This window comes from Paraburkholderia graminis C4D1M, from assembly GCF_000172415.1.
GTDB lineage: Bacteria > Pseudomonadota > Gammaproteobacteria > Burkholderiales > Burkholderiaceae > Paraburkholderia > Paraburkholderia graminis.
This window is the reverse complement of sequence record NZ_ABLD01000019.1, coordinates 62,028-80,797: the sequence shown is the minus strand read 5'-3', so window position 1 is coordinate 80,797 and position 18,770 is coordinate 62,028. Positions and strand designations below refer to the sequence as shown.

General features: G+C 60.6%; 14 protein-coding genes. 5 read left to right on the top strand and 9 right to left on the bottom strand.

What is annotated here, in order from left to right; all coding sequences use genetic code 11:
• The first annotated feature begins 10 nt into the window (after window positions 1-10).
• Together BGRAMDRAFT_RS24380 and BGRAMDRAFT_RS24375 are read left to right on the top strand one after the other, a co-directional pair.
• Window positions 11-508 (top strand): nuclear transport factor 2 family protein, encoded by a 498-nt coding sequence (locus BGRAMDRAFT_RS24380; protein WP_006051531.1) that lies wholly within the window; start codon window positions 11-13, stop codon window positions 506-508.
• A 22-nt stretch (window positions 509-530) separates the two neighbouring features.
• Entirely contained in the window at window positions 531-1,499 is a 969-nt protein-coding gene (locus tag BGRAMDRAFT_RS24375) for a quinone oxidoreductase family protein (RefSeq protein ID WP_006051530.1), read from the top strand.
• A 724-nt stretch (window positions 1,500-2,223) separates the two neighbouring features.
• On the opposite strand, the gene BGRAMDRAFT_RS24370 is transcribed toward BGRAMDRAFT_RS24375, so the two are convergent.
• From BGRAMDRAFT_RS24370 to BGRAMDRAFT_RS24350, 5 genes are all read right to left on the bottom strand, one after another.
• Window positions 2,224-3,678 (bottom strand): NAD(P)(+) transhydrogenase (Re/Si-specific) subunit beta, encoded by a 1,455-nt coding sequence (locus BGRAMDRAFT_RS24370; protein ID WP_006051529.1) that lies wholly within the window; start codon window positions 3,676-3,678, stop codon window positions 2,224-2,226.
• A complete protein-coding gene (locus BGRAMDRAFT_RS24365; RefSeq protein ID WP_006047931.1) occupies window positions 3,678-4,007 on the bottom strand; it encodes an NAD(P) transhydrogenase subunit alpha part 2 in 330 nt (109 codons plus the stop codon). Before BGRAMDRAFT_RS24365 ends, BGRAMDRAFT_RS24370 begins: the two co-directional genes overlap by 1 nt.
• A gap of 26 nt (window positions 4,008-4,033) precedes the next feature.
• Window positions 4,034-5,176, bottom strand: a complete 1,143-nt coding sequence (locus BGRAMDRAFT_RS24360) for a Re/Si-specific NAD(P)(+) transhydrogenase subunit alpha (RefSeq protein ID WP_006051528.1) — start codon at window positions 5,174-5,176, stop codon at window positions 4,034-4,036.
• Between the two features lie 99 nt (window positions 5,177-5,275).
• A complete protein-coding gene (locus BGRAMDRAFT_RS24355) occupies window positions 5,276-6,274 on the bottom strand; it encodes an NmrA family NAD(P)-binding protein (RefSeq protein ID WP_006051527.1) in 999 nt (332 codons plus the stop codon).
• Window positions 6,275-6,316: 42 nt separating this feature from the next.
• Entirely contained in the window at window positions 6,317-7,489 is a 1,173-nt protein-coding gene (locus BGRAMDRAFT_RS24350) for an iron-containing alcohol dehydrogenase (RefSeq protein ID WP_006051526.1), read from the bottom strand.
• A gap of 207 nt (window positions 7,490-7,696) precedes the next feature.
• Here BGRAMDRAFT_RS24350 and BGRAMDRAFT_RS24345 point away from each other — a divergent pair, with 207 nt between their 5' ends.
• From BGRAMDRAFT_RS24345 to BGRAMDRAFT_RS24335, 3 genes are all read left to right on the top strand, one after another.
• On the top strand, window positions 7,697-9,499 hold the full coding sequence (locus tag BGRAMDRAFT_RS24345; RefSeq protein WP_006051525.1) for an acyl-CoA dehydrogenase C-terminal domain-containing protein: 1,803 nt from the start codon (window positions 7,697-7,699) through the stop codon (window positions 9,497-9,499).
• A gap of 45 nt (window positions 9,500-9,544) precedes the next feature.
• Window positions 9,545-10,780, top strand: a complete 1,236-nt coding sequence (locus tag BGRAMDRAFT_RS24340) for a CaiB/BaiF CoA transferase family protein (protein ID WP_006051524.1) — start codon at window positions 9,545-9,547, stop codon at window positions 10,778-10,780.
• Window positions 10,781-10,857: 77 nt separating this feature from the next.
• A complete protein-coding gene (locus BGRAMDRAFT_RS24335) occupies window positions 10,858-11,733 on the top strand; it encodes an SDR family oxidoreductase (protein ID WP_006051523.1) in 876 nt (291 codons plus the stop codon).
• Between the two features lie 1,087 nt (window positions 11,734-12,820).
• On the opposite strand, the gene BGRAMDRAFT_RS24330 is transcribed toward BGRAMDRAFT_RS24335, so the two are convergent.
• The 4 genes from BGRAMDRAFT_RS24330 to BGRAMDRAFT_RS24315 all read right to left on the bottom strand — a co-directional run bounded on the left by BGRAMDRAFT_RS24330 (window position 12,821) and on the right by BGRAMDRAFT_RS24315 (window position 18,611).
• The gene (locus tag BGRAMDRAFT_RS24330; RefSeq protein ID WP_006051522.1) at window positions 12,821-14,689 is read right to left on the bottom strand and encodes an AMP-binding protein; all 1,869 of its coding nucleotides are present in this window, start codon (window positions 14,687-14,689) and stop codon (window positions 12,821-12,823) included.
• Between the two features lie 74 nt (window positions 14,690-14,763).
• Complete coding sequence (locus tag BGRAMDRAFT_RS24325) at window positions 14,764-15,900, bottom strand: thiolase family protein (protein ID WP_006051521.1); 1,137 nt, start codon at window positions 15,898-15,900, stop codon at window positions 14,764-14,766.
• 84 nt (window positions 15,901-15,984) lie between these two features.
• Window positions 15,985-16,446, bottom strand: coding sequence for a MaoC family dehydratase (locus BGRAMDRAFT_RS24320; protein WP_006051520.1), 462 nt, complete (start codon window positions 16,444-16,446; stop codon window positions 15,985-15,987).
• 71 nt (window positions 16,447-16,517) lie between these two features.
• Window positions 16,518-18,611 carry a 3-hydroxyacyl-CoA dehydrogenase NAD-binding domain-containing protein gene (locus BGRAMDRAFT_RS24315; RefSeq protein WP_006051519.1) on the bottom strand — a complete coding sequence of 698 codons (2,094 nt, stop codon included), beginning with the start codon at window positions 18,609-18,611 and terminating at the stop codon, window positions 16,518-16,520.
• Between the last annotated feature and the right edge of the window lie 159 nt (window positions 18,612-18,770).

Here is an 18,770-nt window from a genome sequence, read left to right as displayed (position 1 = left end):
GGAAGGGATTATGGGTGCGCGTAAAGTTGTTGCTTCGCTAGTTATTGCCACCTTGTGTGGCGCCACCGATGGACCCGCATTCGCGGCGCCGTCACAACAGTTCACCGAGGCTGACCGGGCACAGGTCAAAGACGTGCTTCTACGGCAGGCCGCTGCGGCTTCTGCACACGACATAGCCGCATTCGAGCAGGTGTTGGTTTCCGTCCCGCCGGGCCACCAAGATCCCATCGTTATGGTAGCTCGCGCCTATCAGTTTTGGGGGAAGACTGCTCTCATTAATCATTTCAAGGAAACGTTCAAGGGCGTATGGAAATTTGAGCCAGACGTACAAGCGATCAAAGTCATTCCCCTCACGCCTGATGTTGCACAGATCTATGCCCCCACACAGATCACGCTTGGCGCCTCCGACGCCTCCGCGAGAACCGCACCATTTCTTGTTTATGAAATAGCCGTTCGGACGCCCGAAGGCTGGCGGATAGCCTCGATTGTGCCAGTACCTGCCCGCTAACCATATCTCAAGGAGCGCACGCATGAAAGCTGCTGTCTACTACCAGAACGGCGGGCCTGAGGTATTCCGTTACGAAGATGTCGCAGACCCTGTCTGTGGTCTAAACGATGTCATCATCAGAGTGGAATCAATCGCAATCGAGGGTGGCGATCTGATCAACCGCGAACTTCGGCCGCTTGCGAAGATTCCCCACATCGTTGGCTATCAATGCGCTGGCACGGTGGACGTGGTAGGCAGCGAGGTGTTTGATCGGCGCGTCGGGGACCGAGTTGTGGCTGTCCTCCCTTGGGGGTCCCACGCGCAGTATGCGGTGGCACCGGCAGCCGACACGTGGATTGTTCCCGAAGGTCTTTCCATCGACATGGCCGCCGCGATCCCCGTCGCTTGGGGCACCGCCTACGAGTGCCTGTTCACCGCTGGCAGGCTTGAAAACGCCAACACAGTATTAATTCACGCTGGCGCGGGTGCGCTGGGACTTGCCGCAGTTCAACTCGCCAAGCGCGCCGGCGCCAAGGTGTTTGTGACCGCGTCCGACGATTCGCGCCTCAATCAACTGAAAGCCTTCGGCATGGACATAGGCATCAACTACGCGGTTGACGATTTTGTAGGGAAGATAATGTCCTACACAAGCGGGCGCGGCGTTGACCTCGTTGTAGACAGTATCGGGGGAAAAACTCTTGCCAGCAGCATCCAGTCGTTAGCATATGGTGGCCGAGCAGTCACTGTAGGCGTCTCGGGTCGGGATAGTGAAAAGCTCGACCCTGTGATGCTGTGGAGAGGTAACAAAAGCCTGCACGGTGTCTACTTTCCAAGTTGCCTGGATGCGGAGCATCAACGCGTGCACTACCGGGTGAGCGAGATACTCGAGGCCGCCGCAAGAGGTGAAATCAGCGTGGTCATCGATCGCACATTTCCGCTCAAGTTCGCGCAGGAGGCGCACCAGTACGTACAGAGCCGACGTGCATTTGGACGAGTCCTGATGCGCCCATAGTCGCCTAATTGACTTGTAGCGACTGCCGTGATCGCTGCGATGCACATGCCCGTCAGCATTCGGGCTATGTCCATCTCTAAGTTAGCCGTGGATCTAAGAATTCGCAAATGGAGACGCTGCGACGTATACGTGCAACACGGGCTGCACCGGTCGCATAGTAACAGTCAGCGCGGCGCCGCCCGCCGCTATATCGGCCTTCGGTGGACGTTGCCCATCGGGAAGGAGGCAGCCGGATCCTGACGGGGAGAAGCGATAGTGAGCGGTGAGTGCAGAGCAGATCGATCAGTCCACAGAGACACTGGCGGCGTTGAAAGATTGAGACTGACTGCGCTCGTCGCCTCGCCCGCCGGAATAAAAGCGAGATGGCCGTCCTGGTGCAGATCGATGCTTGGCCGCTAGGAGCTGACACCTTGGCGCGCTTCATGGTGGCATTTTTCCGCCATTTGCGTCGCCCAGAGGCCACCTAGCGACGCCGCATCGGTCACTTCGCGCGGATCTGTTGGTAACGGTAGCCATCGCCTCGTGCTCCCAACGCCCGATGCCTGCGCCGCCCGACGCGTGGGCCCGAACCGAGCTGTTATTCGTTCAGTGTCCCGGCCGAGATCGGCGTCGCACTGATGACAAGATCGGAACCGGGTACCTAATCACGGAAACAAGGCAAACGACATTGCGCGGCTTTTGTCGCGGCGGATTCAACAAGCCATCTATCGGAACTGATCACAGCTCAGTCGACCGCCTTCACCATATCTTCGATCACCTTCTTGGCGTCGCCGAACACCATCATCGTCTTGTCCATGTAGAAGAGATCGTTGTCGAGGCCGGCGTAACCCGCGGCCATCGAGCGCTTGTTCACGATCACCGTGCGCGCCTTGTAAGCCTCGATGATCGGCATGCCCGCAATCGGCGACTTGGGATCGTTCTTCGCGGCCGGGTTCACCACGTCGTTCGCGCCGAGCACGAGCACCACATCGACCTGGCCGAACTCGCCGTTGATGTCGTCCATCTCGAACACCATGTCGTACGGCACTTCGGCTTCGGCGAGCAGCACGTTCATATGGCCAGGCATCCGTCCCGCCACCGGGTGAATCGCGTACTTGACCTCAATGCCCTTCTCGACGAGCTTGTCGGTCAGCTCCTTCAACGCATGCTGCGCGCGCGCCACCGCAAGGCCGTAGCCCGGCACGATTACGACCGTTTCGGCGTTGCCGAGCATGAACGACGCATCGTCGGCGGAACCGGATTTCACCGGACGCTGCTCGGCCGAGCCGCCCGCTGCCGCCGCGCCCGCCTCATTGCCGAAGCCGCCCAGAATGACGTTGAAGAACGAGCGGTTCATCGCGCGGCACATGATGTACGACAGAATCGCACCCGAGGACCCAACCAGCGAGCCCGCGATGATCAGCATCGGATTGTTGAGCGAGAAGCCGATCCCCGCCGCCGCCCAGCCCGAGTACGAGTTGAGCATGGACACGACGACCGGCATATCCGCGCCGCCGATCGGAATGATGATCAGCACGCCGAGCACGAACGCAATCGCCGTCATGACGATGAACGGCAGCCACGACTGCGTAAAAAAGAAGATGATGCCGCAGCCGAGCATCGCGATGGCGAGCATCAGGTTGATCAGGTGCTGGCCTGCATATACCACCGGCGCGCCTTGAAAGAGGCGAAACTTGTATTTGCCCGAGAGCTTGCCGAACGCGATCACCGAACCGCTGAAAGTAATCGCGCCGACGAACGTGCCGATAAACAGCTCGACGCGATTGCCGTAAGGCAGAAACCCCGGCACCGGATACTCGGGATCGACGAGACCGAACGCAGCCGGCTCCGACACGACCGCGTACGCAATGCAGACCGCCGCGAGACCGATCAGCGAGTGCATGGCCGCGACGAGTTCCGGCATCTTGGTCATCTCGACGCGCGCGGCGACAAACGCGCCGATAGCGCCGCCGATGATCAAAGCGACCAGCAGCAGCCCAAGGCCCAAGCCAAGATTCGATCCGAGCGCGGTGGCCTGCTTGGCGATCAAGGCAATGGTCGTGAGAATCGCGATTGCCATCCCGACCATGCCGAACGCATTGCCGATGCGCGCGGTCTTCGGATTCGACAACCCCTTGAGCGCCTGAATGAAGCAGACGGACGCGATCAGATAAAGCAGCGTGACGACGTTCAGGCTCATTACGCGTTCTCCTTGCTCTTGTCGGCGATCAGCTTCTTCGGCTCTTTCTTGCGGAACATCTCCAGCATTCGCCGCGTGACGAGGAAGCCGCCGAACACATTGACCGCCGCGAGCGCGACGGCGAGCGTGCCAAAGAACTTGCCCGGCGTGCCGAGCGTGAGGCCGGTTGCCAGCATCGCGCCGACAATCACGATCGCCGAAATGGCATTCGTCACGGCCATGAGCGGCGTGTGCAGAGCCGGCGTGACGTTCCAGACCACGTGGTAGCCGACGTAAATCGCCAGCACGAAAATGATCAGGTTGATGACGGTGTGGTTGAGCACTTCCATCGCCGTTTCTCCTCGGTGGATTCGTTTTATGCCTTGCGCGCGACTTCGCCGTCGCGGGCAAGCAGCGTGGCGGCGACGATGTCGTCGGCGAGGTCGATATTCAGCGCGCCTTCCTTCGTCACGATCAGCTTGAGGAAGTCGAGCAGATTGCGCGCATAGAGCGACGAAGCGTCGGCGGGCACCATCGATGCCAAATTCGTGTAGCCGACAATCGTCACGCCATGCTTGACGACCACCTTGTCAGCTTCGGTCAGCGGACAGTTGCCGCCGCGCTGCCCTTCATAGTCCGCGCCGCGGCCCACGGCAAGGTCGACCAGCACGGAGCCGGGTTTCATCGCCTGCACGGTTTCGACTGAGATCAGCGTCGGCGCCGCGCGGCCGGGAATCAAGGCGGTCGAGATCACCACGTCGGCCTGCTTCGCGCGCTCGTGGACGAGCGCCGACTGCCGCTGCAGCCACGAGGGCGGCATGGGCCGCGCATAGCCGCCGACGCCTTGCGCGGCTTCGCGCTCTTCATCGGTTTCGTAGGGCACGTCGAGAAACTTCGCGCCAAGCGATTCGATCTGCTCTTTCACGGTCGGACGGACGTCGGACGCTTCGATCACGGCACCGAGGCGCTTGGCCGTCGCGATTGCCTGCAAGCCCGCCACGCCCGCGCCGAGAATCAGCACGCGCGCGGCTTTCACGGTGCCGGCCGCGGTCATCAGCATCGGCATGAAGCGCGGGTACAGCGTCGCCGCGAGCAGCACTGCCTTGTATCCGGCGATGTTGGCCTGCGACGACAGCACGTCGAGGCTTTGCGCGCGGGTCGTTCTGGGCGCGGCTTCGAGCGCGAAAGCGGTAACGCCGGCGGCAGCCAGTTTTAACGCATTCTCTGCATTGAACGGATCGAGCATGCCGACGAGCACCGCACCGCGCTTGAGGAGCGGCAGTTCGGTTTCGGTGGGAGACTGGACCTTGAGGACGAGGTCGGCGCCGAAAGCGGTGGCGGCGTCGACGAGTTCAGCGCCGGCTGCGACATATGCGTCGTTCACAAAGCTCGCATTAATTCCGGCACCGCTCTGCACGAGAACATGATGGCCCTGCTCGACGAGTTTTCTTGTCGTCTCAGGCGTCGCGGAGACGCGGGTTTCGTGCGCGCGCGTCTCAATCGGTATCCCGATTTTCATATGTCGATGGACTCCGTGATGAGAATACGTCATCTTTCGATTGACGACGCATGGGCCGCGTGACCTGCTAACGCACGAATCCGCGACCCTGCCCGCTTCTTAGCGATCGTTTTTATGCTGGTCGGTGTCGCTGGTTTGCGCATGCGGCGTTTCGTTGGGGGATGGCTTTGACGCCGTGAACGCCGTTGCGTTTTTTCTCACAAAATCCTGCACGCTAACAGGTGCCTGCCCTGTCAGATCAAACACGTCGCTGGACATTCGGTCGTAACGCCCCGCACGATGCAGATCAGCCATGGTCGTGAGGTGATTGACGAGATGCAGCGGCAGACCCCGTTCGAGCAGTTTCTCGCGCCACGGTCCCACCGCTATGTCCTGATAGGTGATCGGACGTTCCAACGCCTTCGAGTATTCTCCGGCGTAAAAGTCCATATTGTCCGAGTGCGGCCCCGTCAGGTGATACGTCTTGCCGATATGCGGTTGAGGATTTACCAAGAGTTCAACGACCACACGCGCGACGTCTTCTGCGGCGACAGGTGAGGTCTTACCCCGGCCGAATGGCAACCGGATTTGATCGAACTGCTTGACCGATTGCGACGAGAACATCATGAAAAAGCCTTCGAGAAAAACCGTTGGCCGTAGATGTATAACAGGCAGTCCTGACCAATCAAGCGCCTGTTCGGCGAGCCAGTGCAACTTGTGCTGGGGACTGTCGGTTGTCTCCGTGATGCTCATTTGCGACAGCGTCATCTGCGACATGTTCACGAACGCTTTAACGCCGTGATGTTTTGCAACACAAGCGGCATTGATCGTCGCGGCCAGATACAGGTCGGAGACTGACATGCCGAAGTACATGACCTCGCAGCCCTCGACCACGCGATGCATTGCATCCAGATCGAGCAAATCGCCCGTCACCACTTCAGCGCCCATTTCCCGCAGTGCCAACGAACGATCATCCTCCTTGCGCACCATCGCCCGAACTTTTTTACCCTTTTCCAGCAGCAACTCAGTGACGGTGCGGCCAACCGCGCCTACGCGCCCGGCAGCCCCCGTTACCAGAATCGGTTTCTGATCCGACATATCAAACTCCTCTTGAGCCATCTCTACTCCTCTGTGTCCCGACAGAACAGAGGAGCCGAACGATCAGGCTGCCAGGTTCAAAATCTCGAGCACGCCTGCCGGCTGATTCACCGGGCGCGGATTGCTGAAGATAAAGAACTCGGTCATCGTGTTCTCTGCGACGAGCTCGAACTGATCGGGGCCGACATTCACTTCGCGCAGACTAGTCGGCAGGCCTAGCGACTGGCAAAACGTTTTGAACGCAACTGAGGCGGACGCGCCGGGCTGGCCGAGCGCCTTTGCCAGCGACGCCTGAGCGTCAGCCGTAAAAGGAAGGTTATATTCAAGAATGCCGGGCATCATCACCGGCGTGCATAGAAAGTGCGGCACACCGCAGGTGCCTCCAAGCACGTGCCCGATCGCGTGACTTGCGCCCATGGGCACGCGAGCCTGCAGTCCGAAAGAACAGAGCCACGAGGCCACCTGACACTGGTTAGCCGCTTCAAGATCATTGCGGTCGTTGCGCGCGAGCGGCAGCCATTCGCGCATTAGTTCGATGCCGCGCAACACCGCAGCATCGACGAGCGGATTGCCCTGCGGCGAACAAAGCGCTTCGATTGCGTGATCCATCGCACGCGTACCAGAACCCAGCAGCAGCGACTCGGGCGCATAGGGCAGAAGTTGCGGATCGAGAATGATCGCGATCGGCATCATCTTCGGGTGATAGAACGTCTGCTTCAGCTTTCTGCGCGCATCCGTGACGAGGCAACCGGCGTTGTACTCGCCACCGGAAAGAGTCGTCGGAATCGCAATCATGCGTACCGTCGGCCCCTTGTAATTGCTGATCTTGCGACGGCCGTGCTCGTCGAGTTGCACCTCGAAACCGTCCAACCCATCTTCATCGAGAATCTGGTGCTCGAGGCAAAGGGTCGTAATCTTGGCAATGTCAACTACAGAGCCGCCGCCGATAGCGACTATCAGGTCTGCTCTTGCGTCGAGCGCGGCGCGCGTAGTCTCGACCGCGCCCTGCCTTGTGGTGTGCTGCGCGACGCCGTCGAAGACACCCGCGCAGCGTTCGCCCAGCGCTGACACGATTTTGGCGATCTCGGGAGTGGTCGTATTCAGTGTCCGGCTGACGATCAAAAACACCCGCTTCGCGTCCACCCGTTCGACTTCCGCCATTAGCGTTGCGGCCGCTGGCCGGCCGAACGTGACGCGTTCCATTGTCGGGAAAAGATGTGTGCCCTTCGTTCGCATGACGTTCCTCCTAAGTTGTCCGTGATCGGAATCAGCCGCCCTGTTCGCCGGATTCGACGCGACAGCCGCATTTCCATGTAAATCTCCTCTTGCACTGTCAAGTATCCGGAGATAACATAACACTGTCAAGTTTAATAATTTTGGACCTGAAAACCGCCGGGCACAGGCGTCAGGCTGAACTACAAATCAACGTTTCTTGAGACAACCATGCCAGGTTTCGACGCCCCCATACGAGAACTTCGATTTCTACTCGAAGACGTTTTCCGGTTTGACGAGAAGACGGCCAAGCTCCCCGGTTTCGAGGACGCCACACTCGATGTCGTCATGGCCATTCTCGACGGCGCGGCGACGTTTGCGCGCGAGGTGCTCGTTCCCATCAACCTGCCCGGCGACAAGGAAAGCTGCCATTTCAGCGATGGCTCGGTACGCACACCCCACGGCTACAAGGCCGCTTACAATCTTTATTGCAAGAACGGCTGGCCCTCGCTCGCCTCGTCGCCCGAGTGGGGCGGTCAGGGCCTCCCGCCTTCCGTCGCCCTCATGGTGCGGGAGTTCATCGCCTCGGGCTCCATGGCGTTCGGCATGTATGCGGGTCTATCGCAGGGCGCGTACCGTGCCATTCTCGCGCACGGCACAGATGAACTGAAGGCCACTTACCTGCCGAAGCTCGTCGACGGATCGTGGACCGGCACCATGTGTCTGACCGAGCCCGATAGCGGCTCGGATCTGTCACGTCTGCGTACACGGGCGGAACCTGACGAGCAAGGCAGCTACCGTATCACCGGTACGAAGATTTTCATCTCCGGCGGCGATCACGATCTCACAGAGAACATCGTTCATCTTGTGCTGGCGCGCCTGCCCGATGCACCGCCCGGCACGCGCGGCATCAGCCTTTTCGTCGTGCCGAAGCTGATCCCCGACTCCGCGACGGGGGAGGTCGCGCCTGATTCGGACAATCTCGTGTCGACCGGAGCGATTGAGCACAAGATGGGCATTCGCGCGTCTGCTACTGCCGTGCTGAATTTCGAAGGCGCGCGCGGCTGGATGATAGGTCAACCCAACGGCGGGTTGCGAGCGATGTTCACGATGATGAACTCCTCGCGAATCGGGGTGGCCGTGCAAAGCGTCGGCGTGTCGGAGATCAGCTATCAGAACGCGCTCGCCTACGCGAAAGAGCGACGGCAGGGCAAAGCGCCAGGGCACTGCGGCGAACAGCGCGCCACGCCGGATGCGATCATCGATCATCCCGACGTACGCCGCGCACTGCTCACGATGAAGGTACTGGTCGAGGGGATTCGCGCACTCTATGTCGAGTCTGCAATGCTTCTCGACGTGCGCGCGTCACAACCGGATTCAACCGAAGGCGAAGCCGCGGAAAGCCGGCTCGCGCTTCTGACACCTGTTCTGAAGAGCTTTATTAGCGATTGCGCGGTGCAAATCACCGATCTCGGTGTGCAGATTCATGGCGGTTATGGCTACGTGCACGAGACCGGCATGGAGCATCTGTTTCGCGACGCGCGCATCGTGCCGCTCTACGAAGGCACGAACGGCATTCAGGCACTTGACCTCGTCACTCGGAAGATCGGTCTGGAAGACGGTCGCGTGCTCGACGCGTGGTTAGCTTCGACCGATCAGGTTATCGCGAGCGCGTCCAACATCGAGCCACTTTCGCACCTGGTGTCTGCCCAGCGTCGCGCCGTTCAGCATCTGCGCGATGCGACTGACGCATTGCGTGCGTGGAGCAACGGAAACGAACTGGATCAAGCCGGCGCTGCCACGGACTACCTGCGGCTGTTCGGACTCGTCGCCATGGGCGCCGTCTGGCTGCGCATGGCCGAAGCGTCCTCGGCGGCCCGCGAGCGGGAACCTCATCTCGCGTCCTTCCATAACGGCAAGATCGGTGCAGCAACGTTTTATTTCCAGCGTCTGCTTCCCGAGTCCGACTGGCGCTTCGACAGCGTGATGCAGGGCGCCCGCACCCTAATGACGCTGGGCTCCGCCGATTTCTGACGCGTCCGTAGGCACGGCACGCTCTTACCCCTTTCGAGGATTCATATGTCTACAGATACCACTCACGGTCCGCTCTCCGGTGTACGCATCCTGGACCTCGCGAGCATTGTGCTCGGTCCCCTTGCAACGTTGACGCTGGCCGGCCTCGGCGCGGAGGTCATCAAGATCGAAGCCCCCGACGGCGACAACGTGCGGGAAGCCGGCGTCATGCGGCACGACTCGTCGGGAGACGAGCACGTCAAGATGGGACACGTGTTCATGCACAACAATCGCGGCAAGAAGAGCATCGTGCTCGACCTGAAGCGCGCGGAGGCGCGCGACGCGTTGCTTCGTCTGGTCAAAGATGCCGATGTTTTCCTATCGAACGTTCGGCCGGCGGCAATGAAACGGCTCGGACTCGACTATGACGCGCTTGCGAGCGTCAACCCCCGACTTATCTACGTCACGGCGACCGGCTACAGCCAACGCGGACCCTACGCCGACCGGCCGGCCTATGACGACCTCATCCAGGGCGCTACGGGCATCCCGTGGCTTATGCAGCAATATGGGGGCGGAGAACCTGTCTACGCACCTGTGTCGCTGGCCGATCGTGTCACCGGCCTGCACGTCGCCTACTCCATCAGCGCTGCACTGTTCTCTCGGGAACGCAATGGTTTAGGCCAGCAAATCGAAGTGCCGATGTTCGAAAGCGTCGCGCATTTCGTGCTCGCTGATCACATGTCAGGAAAAACCTTCAAGCCCGCCGAAGGCGAGGCGGGCTATGACCGGTTGTTGTCACCCGATCGACGTCCGTACAAAACCGCCGATGGCTACCTGTGCGTCCTGATCTACAACGACAAACACTGGCGCGAATTCTTCCGCGCAATCGGCAAGCCGGAGCAGTTCAGCAACGACATCCGCTTCTCTACCCAGCGCAATCGCTCGCGCAACATCCGCGAGGTCTATGCATGGGTTGCATCCGTCATGCCAAGCCGTACCACCGCGCAATGGCAGGCGTTGCTGGACGAGGCCGATATCCCCTATCAGGTGGTCAATTCAATGGACGATCTCCTGAACGACCCGCATTTAAATGCGACCGGCTTCATCGGCGAGGAAACGCATCCGACCGAGGGCCGGGTGTGCACGCTGGGCAACCCGACCGTCTGGTCGGGAACGCCGTTGCCGCCGCTCGCGCCCGCGCCAAAGCTCGGCCAACACACCGCGGAGCTCCTGGAAGGAATCGGTTATTCGCCGGAAGAGGTCGACCGCATCATCGGTAAACGCTCAATCGCCATGGAGTAGCTGGCAGCGTCCACCGTCGCGGCATCTCCCGCGTCATTGACCATTCACTCAACATCGACTGTTATCGAGGGATTCACATGTTCAAAAATGATCTTCTCAAGGGCAAGCGCATCCTGATCACCGGTGGCGGTTCCGGTCTGGGTAAGGAAATCGCTGCACGCTACTTGGAGCTCGGCGCAGATCTGTACATTTGCGGACGACGCGACGTGGTGCTGAACGAGACCGCCGCGGAGTTGATGGACCGTTTCGGCGGATCCGTGAAAGGCTACGCGGTCGACATTCGCAATGCGGAAGCAGTCGATCAGGTGGTCGGCGAAATCTGGAAGGACGGCCCACTCACCGGTCTGGTCAACAACGCCGCCGGCAACTTCGTCAGCCGCACGGAAGATCTGTCCTCGCGCGGGTTCGATGCCATCGCGAACATTGTGCTGCACGGCACGTTCTACGTGACGCAGGCGGTCGGAAAACGTTGGATAGAAGGCCAACTGCCCGGAAGCGTGGTGTCCATACTCGTGACCTGGGTGATGAACGGCGGCCCGTTCGTGGTTCCGTCGGCGATGTCCAAAGCGGGCGTCAATGTGATGACGAAATCGCTCGCGGTCGAATGGGGACGCCACCAGATTCGCCTGAACGCGATCGCTCCGGGTGTATTTCCGACCGAAGGCATGAGCAAGCGTCTTTACCCAGGGCGCGACGACGCCGGCCGCTCCGAAGGCAATAGCCCGATGGGACGCGCGGGATACATGTCCGAGTTGCAGAACCTTGCGACTTTCCTGATGGCGGATGGCTGCGAATGGCTAACTGGCCAGACGATGACGATCGACGGCGCCAACTCGCTGGCGACCGGCGGCAATTTCTATCACTTCAAGGACTGGACCGATGCGGATTGGGACCACGCGCGCAATTCGATCCGAGAGCTGAACGACCGCGATCGCGCAGCTCGCGCCGTGTGATCGCGTTCACCGGTCTTGCAGCAAGACTGCGGCGCGATGCGCTAATGCCGTTCAGTCAAGGTCTTTTCGAAGGTACAGACCGGAGTGCCGCCAAGGTCGGATTTTGACGACCCGGGCGCCTGCGCGGCCGGATCGTTTTTCATTGGACGGGACTTCACCCGGTCCGGCAAACGCCGAAGGCATGCGGAAATTTTGCGAAGGCGCGCGTAAGGGCGGTCCGCAGAGTTCCTGCTGGATAGTATGGTGGGCTCGCGTGAAACTGGTGTCGGTTGGTGGGAGTTTCCCTCACCTGCGGCGCTGGCGATCTCATGCCGAATCAGGTTGTAGGCGATCAAGGCACCGCATGTTTCGTGATACGCCCGTTCGACGATGCGGTCGTCCAAGGTCAACCTCGAACTCTATATCGATTGCTTGAACGCCCCAGTAGCTGGTTTCGATCTGCCGGCGACTCTCTCAGCACGCGACGATATCTGCGTCTCTGTAGCGTCGGCGATCCCGAAGCAGAGTCAGCGGCACGCGTTCGCGTCCACGCGCGTCGAGAGTCAGATCTCCCGTGCTTTCCAAAAAAATCCGGCAAAGCCAGCCCCTTCTTGCGCGCCTGCGGTGAGACGCGCATGCACACCGCCGCATGGTCAGCAGTGCCACAAAGCACTTCCCGGCAGAGATTCGCTCGCCCCGGAATCAGGAAGTGACGATTGGGCGCGGTGCCGTCAGGCCACACAGCATTTCTGCCACTCGGGGCGGGGATATCCGACTAACCGGCGCAGATCGGCCTGCTCCTGTGCTCCGATAACGTAGGTCAAGTGGTCCGCGAACATCGCGTCGAAAAGTTAACAGTTCGGCGCAACGTTTGCGACCTTACCTGCAACAGAAACAAGACGCCGCTTAGTCGCCGAACCGCATTAGGAGCGAGGCGCCGTTTTTTCGTTCGTCGACGATCGTCGGCATACATCTTGACGAAGAGCTTCGCGAGCCTGCGCGATGCATCACCTTCGCGAAAGAAAAATACGTCCACCTGCGGTGGCCGTACATCGATTGACACTAGCGGCGCAGGGGCGCTGTCCACGCCGCTGTCCTGCTCAGACGTTCATAGACCGGCCACCACGTGCGTGGGCCGCGGGATGGCAAACAATGTTGTGATAGCCTCTGCGCGTCGCTCCATGACTGCACGCTGGTTGATGCTTCCCTTGTCCGTCAGCTCATAGTGTTGCAGCGAAGGCGGCTCGGCCAGCAGGATTAGCCGGGCGATACACATTGACGCCCCCTTCTGTCCTTCGTTGGCGGCACGCAGGCGGCGCTGGAGTTCCGCAAGTAACGCGGGATGCTCCGGCAGATCGTCTACGCTGTGGCCGCTCAGTTCCGGTAATGCTTGCGCGCACGCAGCGGGGTCGTGCCACGCCAGCACGCCGAGTGTGTTGTCGCCGTCGTGTACGATCACCGCTTCCTTAATCAACGGGCCACACGCGTTGAGCAAACGGGTACGTAATGCGGCTGTCCTCACCCACGTGCCATTTGCAAGTTTGAAGTCTTCTGCGAATCGACCGGCAAAGCGTAGACCCGCGACCGGGTTGTCCGGATTGACGAAGCGCACCGCGTCCCCGAGAATATAGAAGCCTTCATCGTCGAACGCCGCTGCGGTCTGCTCCGGAGCATTGAGATACTCACGGACGATATTCGGCCCCTTGATACGCATTTCGTAGCGGTCCGGCAGGTTCGTGTCCGCTATCAACTTCAGTTCGATACCGGATAGCGGCAAACCAATACAGCCGACGTCGTCGACGGCCCAATACTGCGTGACAGCCGGCCCTGAGCTTTCCGTGGCGCCGAACACGGATGTCAGCACGACGCGCTGGCCTGTCGTGCGGACCGCGACCGCCTGAAAGCGGTCGTAGACGCTGCGTGGAAGTACCGCACCGCCGTAGTAGACGTAAGCCAGCCGCGAAAAGAAGTGAGCGGCGAACTCAGCATCGCGTTCCAAGGCGTCGATCAGCATCGACAGCCCTGCCGGTACGTTGAAGTACAGCGAGGGCGCGACTTCCGCGAGGTTCTTCAGCGTCGCGTCGAAACGGCCGGGCAATGGGCGGCCATCGTCGATATACAACGTCGCACCGAACCGCAGAATCCGGTTCAGCACGATGTTCCCGCCCATCACGTGGTGCCAGGGCAGCCACTCGAGATAGACCGGTGCATAGTCGGGGGCCTGTTCGAAAATGCTGACCGTCATCTCCTGCGCGGCCGCGAGATTGCCGCGGCTCTGGACGACGGCTTTCGGCATCCCTGTCGATCCAGATGTGAACATGTATTTCGCTGGCAAATCCGGATCCAGACTTCGGTGCCGTGACTCGACATCTGGATCGATAGCCGTGCTCGCAAGATCGGAGAAGCGCAACATGCCGGGGCGGACATTCTCGACCGCCACCACGCGTTCGGGCGCCACGTCGAGCGCCGCCACCGCGCCAGCGAAACGCTCTGCGTCCTCGACGAAAACCATGTGTGGCTGGACGAGCGACACCGCATTACGTAAGCGCGCGTAGTTGCCGCCGATCAGCGAATAGGCGGGCGACACCGGCGACACGGGCACACCAGCATACAGCGCGCCCCATGTCATCAGGGCCTGCGCGATTGAGTTTTCCGACAGAATGACAAGCGGCGCCGTCGTGCCGCCACCGTGCCACAGCAATGCCGAGGCAATCGAACGCACGGCATTCCATACCTCGCTCACGCTCCACGAAATCCAGTCACCGTTTGCGTCCCGCTGCGCGAGCATCGGATTGTTCGGCCGAACCCGTGCCCAATGTTCAAGCCAATCCGTCGTGCACGATTTCACAGCGGGCAAAAACTTGCCCGACTGCACTATCAGCGTGCCGTCCGGGCGCCTCTCGATATCGACTGAAGGCTTGCGAAAGCCCGGCTCGCGGAATGGCAGTTCCGTGAGATCCGCAACCGTTGACGTCATATAGTCCTCTGATCTTGTCCCGTCGACGCACTTATCACGTCGCTCAGCGTTTCCTGTTTGACCGCGCGGCGCGATTAGAGCGCCTCGAGAATCGTGGCGATACCCTGCCCTCCGCCGATACATTGCGTTGCCAGCGCATAGCGTCCGCCGTTGCGTTTGAGCAGCGACGCGGCCTTGCCGACTAGACGCGCACCCGTTGCGCCAAGGGGATGGCCGATCGCAAGCCCGCCGCCGTCGAGGTTGACACAGGCCGGCGACAGTTCGAGCTCGCGCATGCACGCGACGGCCTGGCTTGCAAAGGCCTCGTTAATTTCGATGACATCGAGTTGAGAGGCGTCGATAACGGCGCGCTGCAACGCCTTGCGGGTGGCCGGAATGGGGCCGATGCCCATCAGTTCGGGTTTGACCGATGCGACCGCCGCGGACTTTAATCGAGCGAGCGGTTCGAGGCCATGTTCGCGGGCAAACGCTTCCGTGCAGATGAGCGTGGCGGAAGCGCCATCGGTCAGCGGCGACGACGTGCCGGCTGTCACGCTACCGTCATCCCTGAATACCGGCTTGAGACCAGCGAGCGCCTGCGCGTTCGTGCCCGGTCGGATGCAGCCATCCTCGGCGACACGGCCATCCGGCGTTTCGATCGGCACGATCTCATCCTTGAATCTGCCTTGCTCCCGCGCCGCAGCCGCCTTCGCATGGGACGCGACGGCCAGCGCTTCCTGAGCCTCACGACTCACCTCGTAGAGACGCGCAACGTTCTCCGCGGTCATGCCCATGGACGTGTAAACCTCCTTGCAGTCGCGTTCGAGCACCGGATTGGGCGATTTATTGAAACCACCCTGCGGCACGCGCGACATCGACTCGACGCCGCCACAAATAAAGGCGTCACCGAAGCCGAGCGCGATTTGCCCGGCGGCATAATGAATCGCGGACATCGACGATCCGCAGAAACGGTTAATTGTCGCGCCGGGCACGTGCTCGCCAATGCCAGCGCGAAAACTCACGATACGCGCGATGTTGTGCCCCTGCTCCGCCTCGGGATACGAACAGCCCAGCACAAGATCTTCGATCAACGCAGGATCGAGCCGCGTGCGTTCGAGCAACGCAGCCACGACTTGAGCCGCCAGATCGTCGGGGCGCACGCCAATCAGACCGCCTTTGCGCGCGAGATGGAAAGGCGATCGGGCAAAGCCCGCTATTACAACATCGTTCATTGCACTTCTCCTGACTGAAAGCCAGTGCGGCTTGCGACGCCCGGCATATTCGGAATCCGTATCCTTTGATCAGAAAACCTTCGGCTATTTCGGGTCGTCGGCCGGGCGGCGCGGAATGCTGGTAAGCCCATACAGCCGCATGACGAGTTCATCGCGTTGATTCTTCAGGTCGATGCGTCCTTTCGCGATACCGCGTTTCGGCTTATCAGGATGGGTGATGATCTCCACCAGCTCACGTTCGACATATACGACATCGCCGGGTCGCACCGGCAGGAGCCAGCGCAACTCGTCCGCACCAACGCCCACGATTGGCGTTTCGCCGAATAAACGAGCGCGCACGCACAGTTTCATTGCCACCGCGGCGAGATGCCAGCCGCTCGCGATCAGCCCGCCAAACGGACCCGCTTTTGCCGCCTCCATATCGGTGTGAAATAGCTGCGGATCGAATTTGCACCCGAAGTCGATAATGTCCTCGGCGTGGAGGGTCATTTTTTCGCTCGTCCATTTTTCGCCGACCTTCAGGTCTTCCAGATATCGCCGCGTCATAGGTGTCGCTTCCCGCGCTCCGCGCGCTTCGTGCATTATTGAGGCCCGCTGGGCTGCTGAACGGGCTACCGCTACTCGAAGCGCGCCCCTCGCTGCGCCAACTTCACGAGCAGCTCGGCGGGCTGCCATTGGCCGCCCTGATAGCCGCTTTGGAATTGCCGAATTCTTGTCAGCACGGTATCCAGCCCCAGCGTGTTCGCGTAGTACATCGGGCCGCCACGCGTCACCGGGAACCCATATCCGGTCGCGTAGACCACATCGATATCGGATGCCCGTTGAGCGACACCCTCCTGCAGAATCAATGCGCCTTCATTGATCAACGCGAGCATCAGCCGATCAACGATTTCGTGTTCACCTACTGCGCGCGACGGCACGCCGATCTCTTGCCGGTAAGCAGACACTATCGCGGCGGCTTCGGGATCGGAAATTCGCTTACGGCTGTTCTGCTCATAGCGATACCAGCCTTTGCCGCTTTTCTGACCCAGACGCCTTGCTTCGCAAATGCGATCTGCGACGCGCGAATACATCATGTCAGGACGCTCGACATAACGGCGTTTCCGGATCGACCAGCCAATGTCGAGGCCGCTCAGATCGCCAACTGCGAACGGCCCCATCGCCATACCGAAACGTTCCATGGCCGAGTCGATCTGCTCGACAGTGCAACCTTCGTCGAGCAGGAACAGCGCCTGTTGCAGATAACGCTGCAACATCCGGTTGCCGATAAAACCGTCGCAAACCCGAGACATCACCGCCGTCTTTCTCAGCTTGCGGGCGATCTGCATGACGGTGATCAGCACTTCGTCGGAAGTCATCCGGCACCGCACCACCTCGAGGAGACGCATCACATGCGCAGGGGAAAAGAAGTGCATGCCGACCACATCCTGCGGCCGACTCGTCACGGCCGCGATCGCGTCGATGTCCAGCATCGACGTGTTCGTCGCCAGAATCGCGTGCGGCGGTGCGAGCCTGTCAAGTTCGCGGAAGATTTGTTGCTTGATGTCGAGTTGCTCGAAAGCCGCTTCCACGACCAGATCGACGTCGCTCACTGCGGAGGGAAGAGAAACCGTCGGAGCGACGAATGCAAGCCTACGGTCGCGCTCGTCAGCACTAATGCGGCCTTTCACGACGTCGGCATCGAACACGCCACGAATGATCGACATGCCGCGTTCCAGCCCTTCAGTGCTTGCATCGATGAGCGCAACCCGGATCCCCGCATTCGCGAAGCAGACCGCAATGCCGGCGCCCATCGTGCCCGCACCGACAATGGCCGCGGTGCGGATATTGCGCGGTCGTACATCGGCGGAAACGTCCGCGATCTTCGCGGCGTTGCGCTCGGCGAAAAAGTTATAGCGTAGCGCTTTAGACTCGGGTGTTTCGAGCAGTTCGAGGAATCGCGCACGTTCGAATTGGCGACCTTCTTCGAAGCTCAGTTTGGTCGCTGCCACGCAGCAATCGACGATATGGAGCTTTCCCTTATGGCTAAGGTAACGCTTGTTGATATCGTCGCGCAATTGATCGAACAGATCAGCGGGCGCCGTGTCCATGCGGACGCGGAGTTGGCTCGTCCTGCGCAATGGCGCGCCTTCGGCGACGAGTTGGCGTGCGAAGCTCAACGCATCGTCGAAAAGATCGCCATCCGACAAACGGTCGACAAGGCCTTGCCGGTGAGCCGTCGCCGCATCCACCGGCGAGCCGCTGAGCATCATCCTGGCGGCGTGCTCCATGGGCACTAGGCGCGGCAAACGTTGCGTGCCGCCCGCGCCCGGCAGGAAACCGAACGTCACCTCGGGCAACCCGAGCTTCGCATCGGCGCCCGCGATGCGGTAATGCATCGCCATGGCAAGCTCCAGGCCTGCGCCGAACGCAAACCCGCCGATGGCGGCAATCAGCGGCTTGCTAAGCGTGTCACAACCTTCGATCAATTCGGGCATGGTGGGCGACGACAGCTGCGCGGCCGTATTGAACTCGCGAATTTCCGCGCCACCGCAAAATGGCCGTGCGCCGCCCGTAAGGATAATCGCCGAGACATCGTCGCGGGCCGCAGCATGTCGCAGCTGGTCCTGCAGCGACCTACGCTGCAGGGCCGACAAGCTGTTGACCGGCGGGTTCTGAAAAGTCACGACGGCAATGCCCTCCGCGACTGAATAGGCCGACTCCATGTCCATCTCGTCTCCTGATTATTGCAACGCGGGGTAGCGTGTTGCCGCTATCGATGAGGACAAGCCAGGCGGCTTCATCGATCTGCGCTGCAATTCATTGTGACAGCGTCAAGTTTGAGTGTCAACAAAGCCGTACAGACGTGCGAAAAGGAGGCGAAGAGAAGG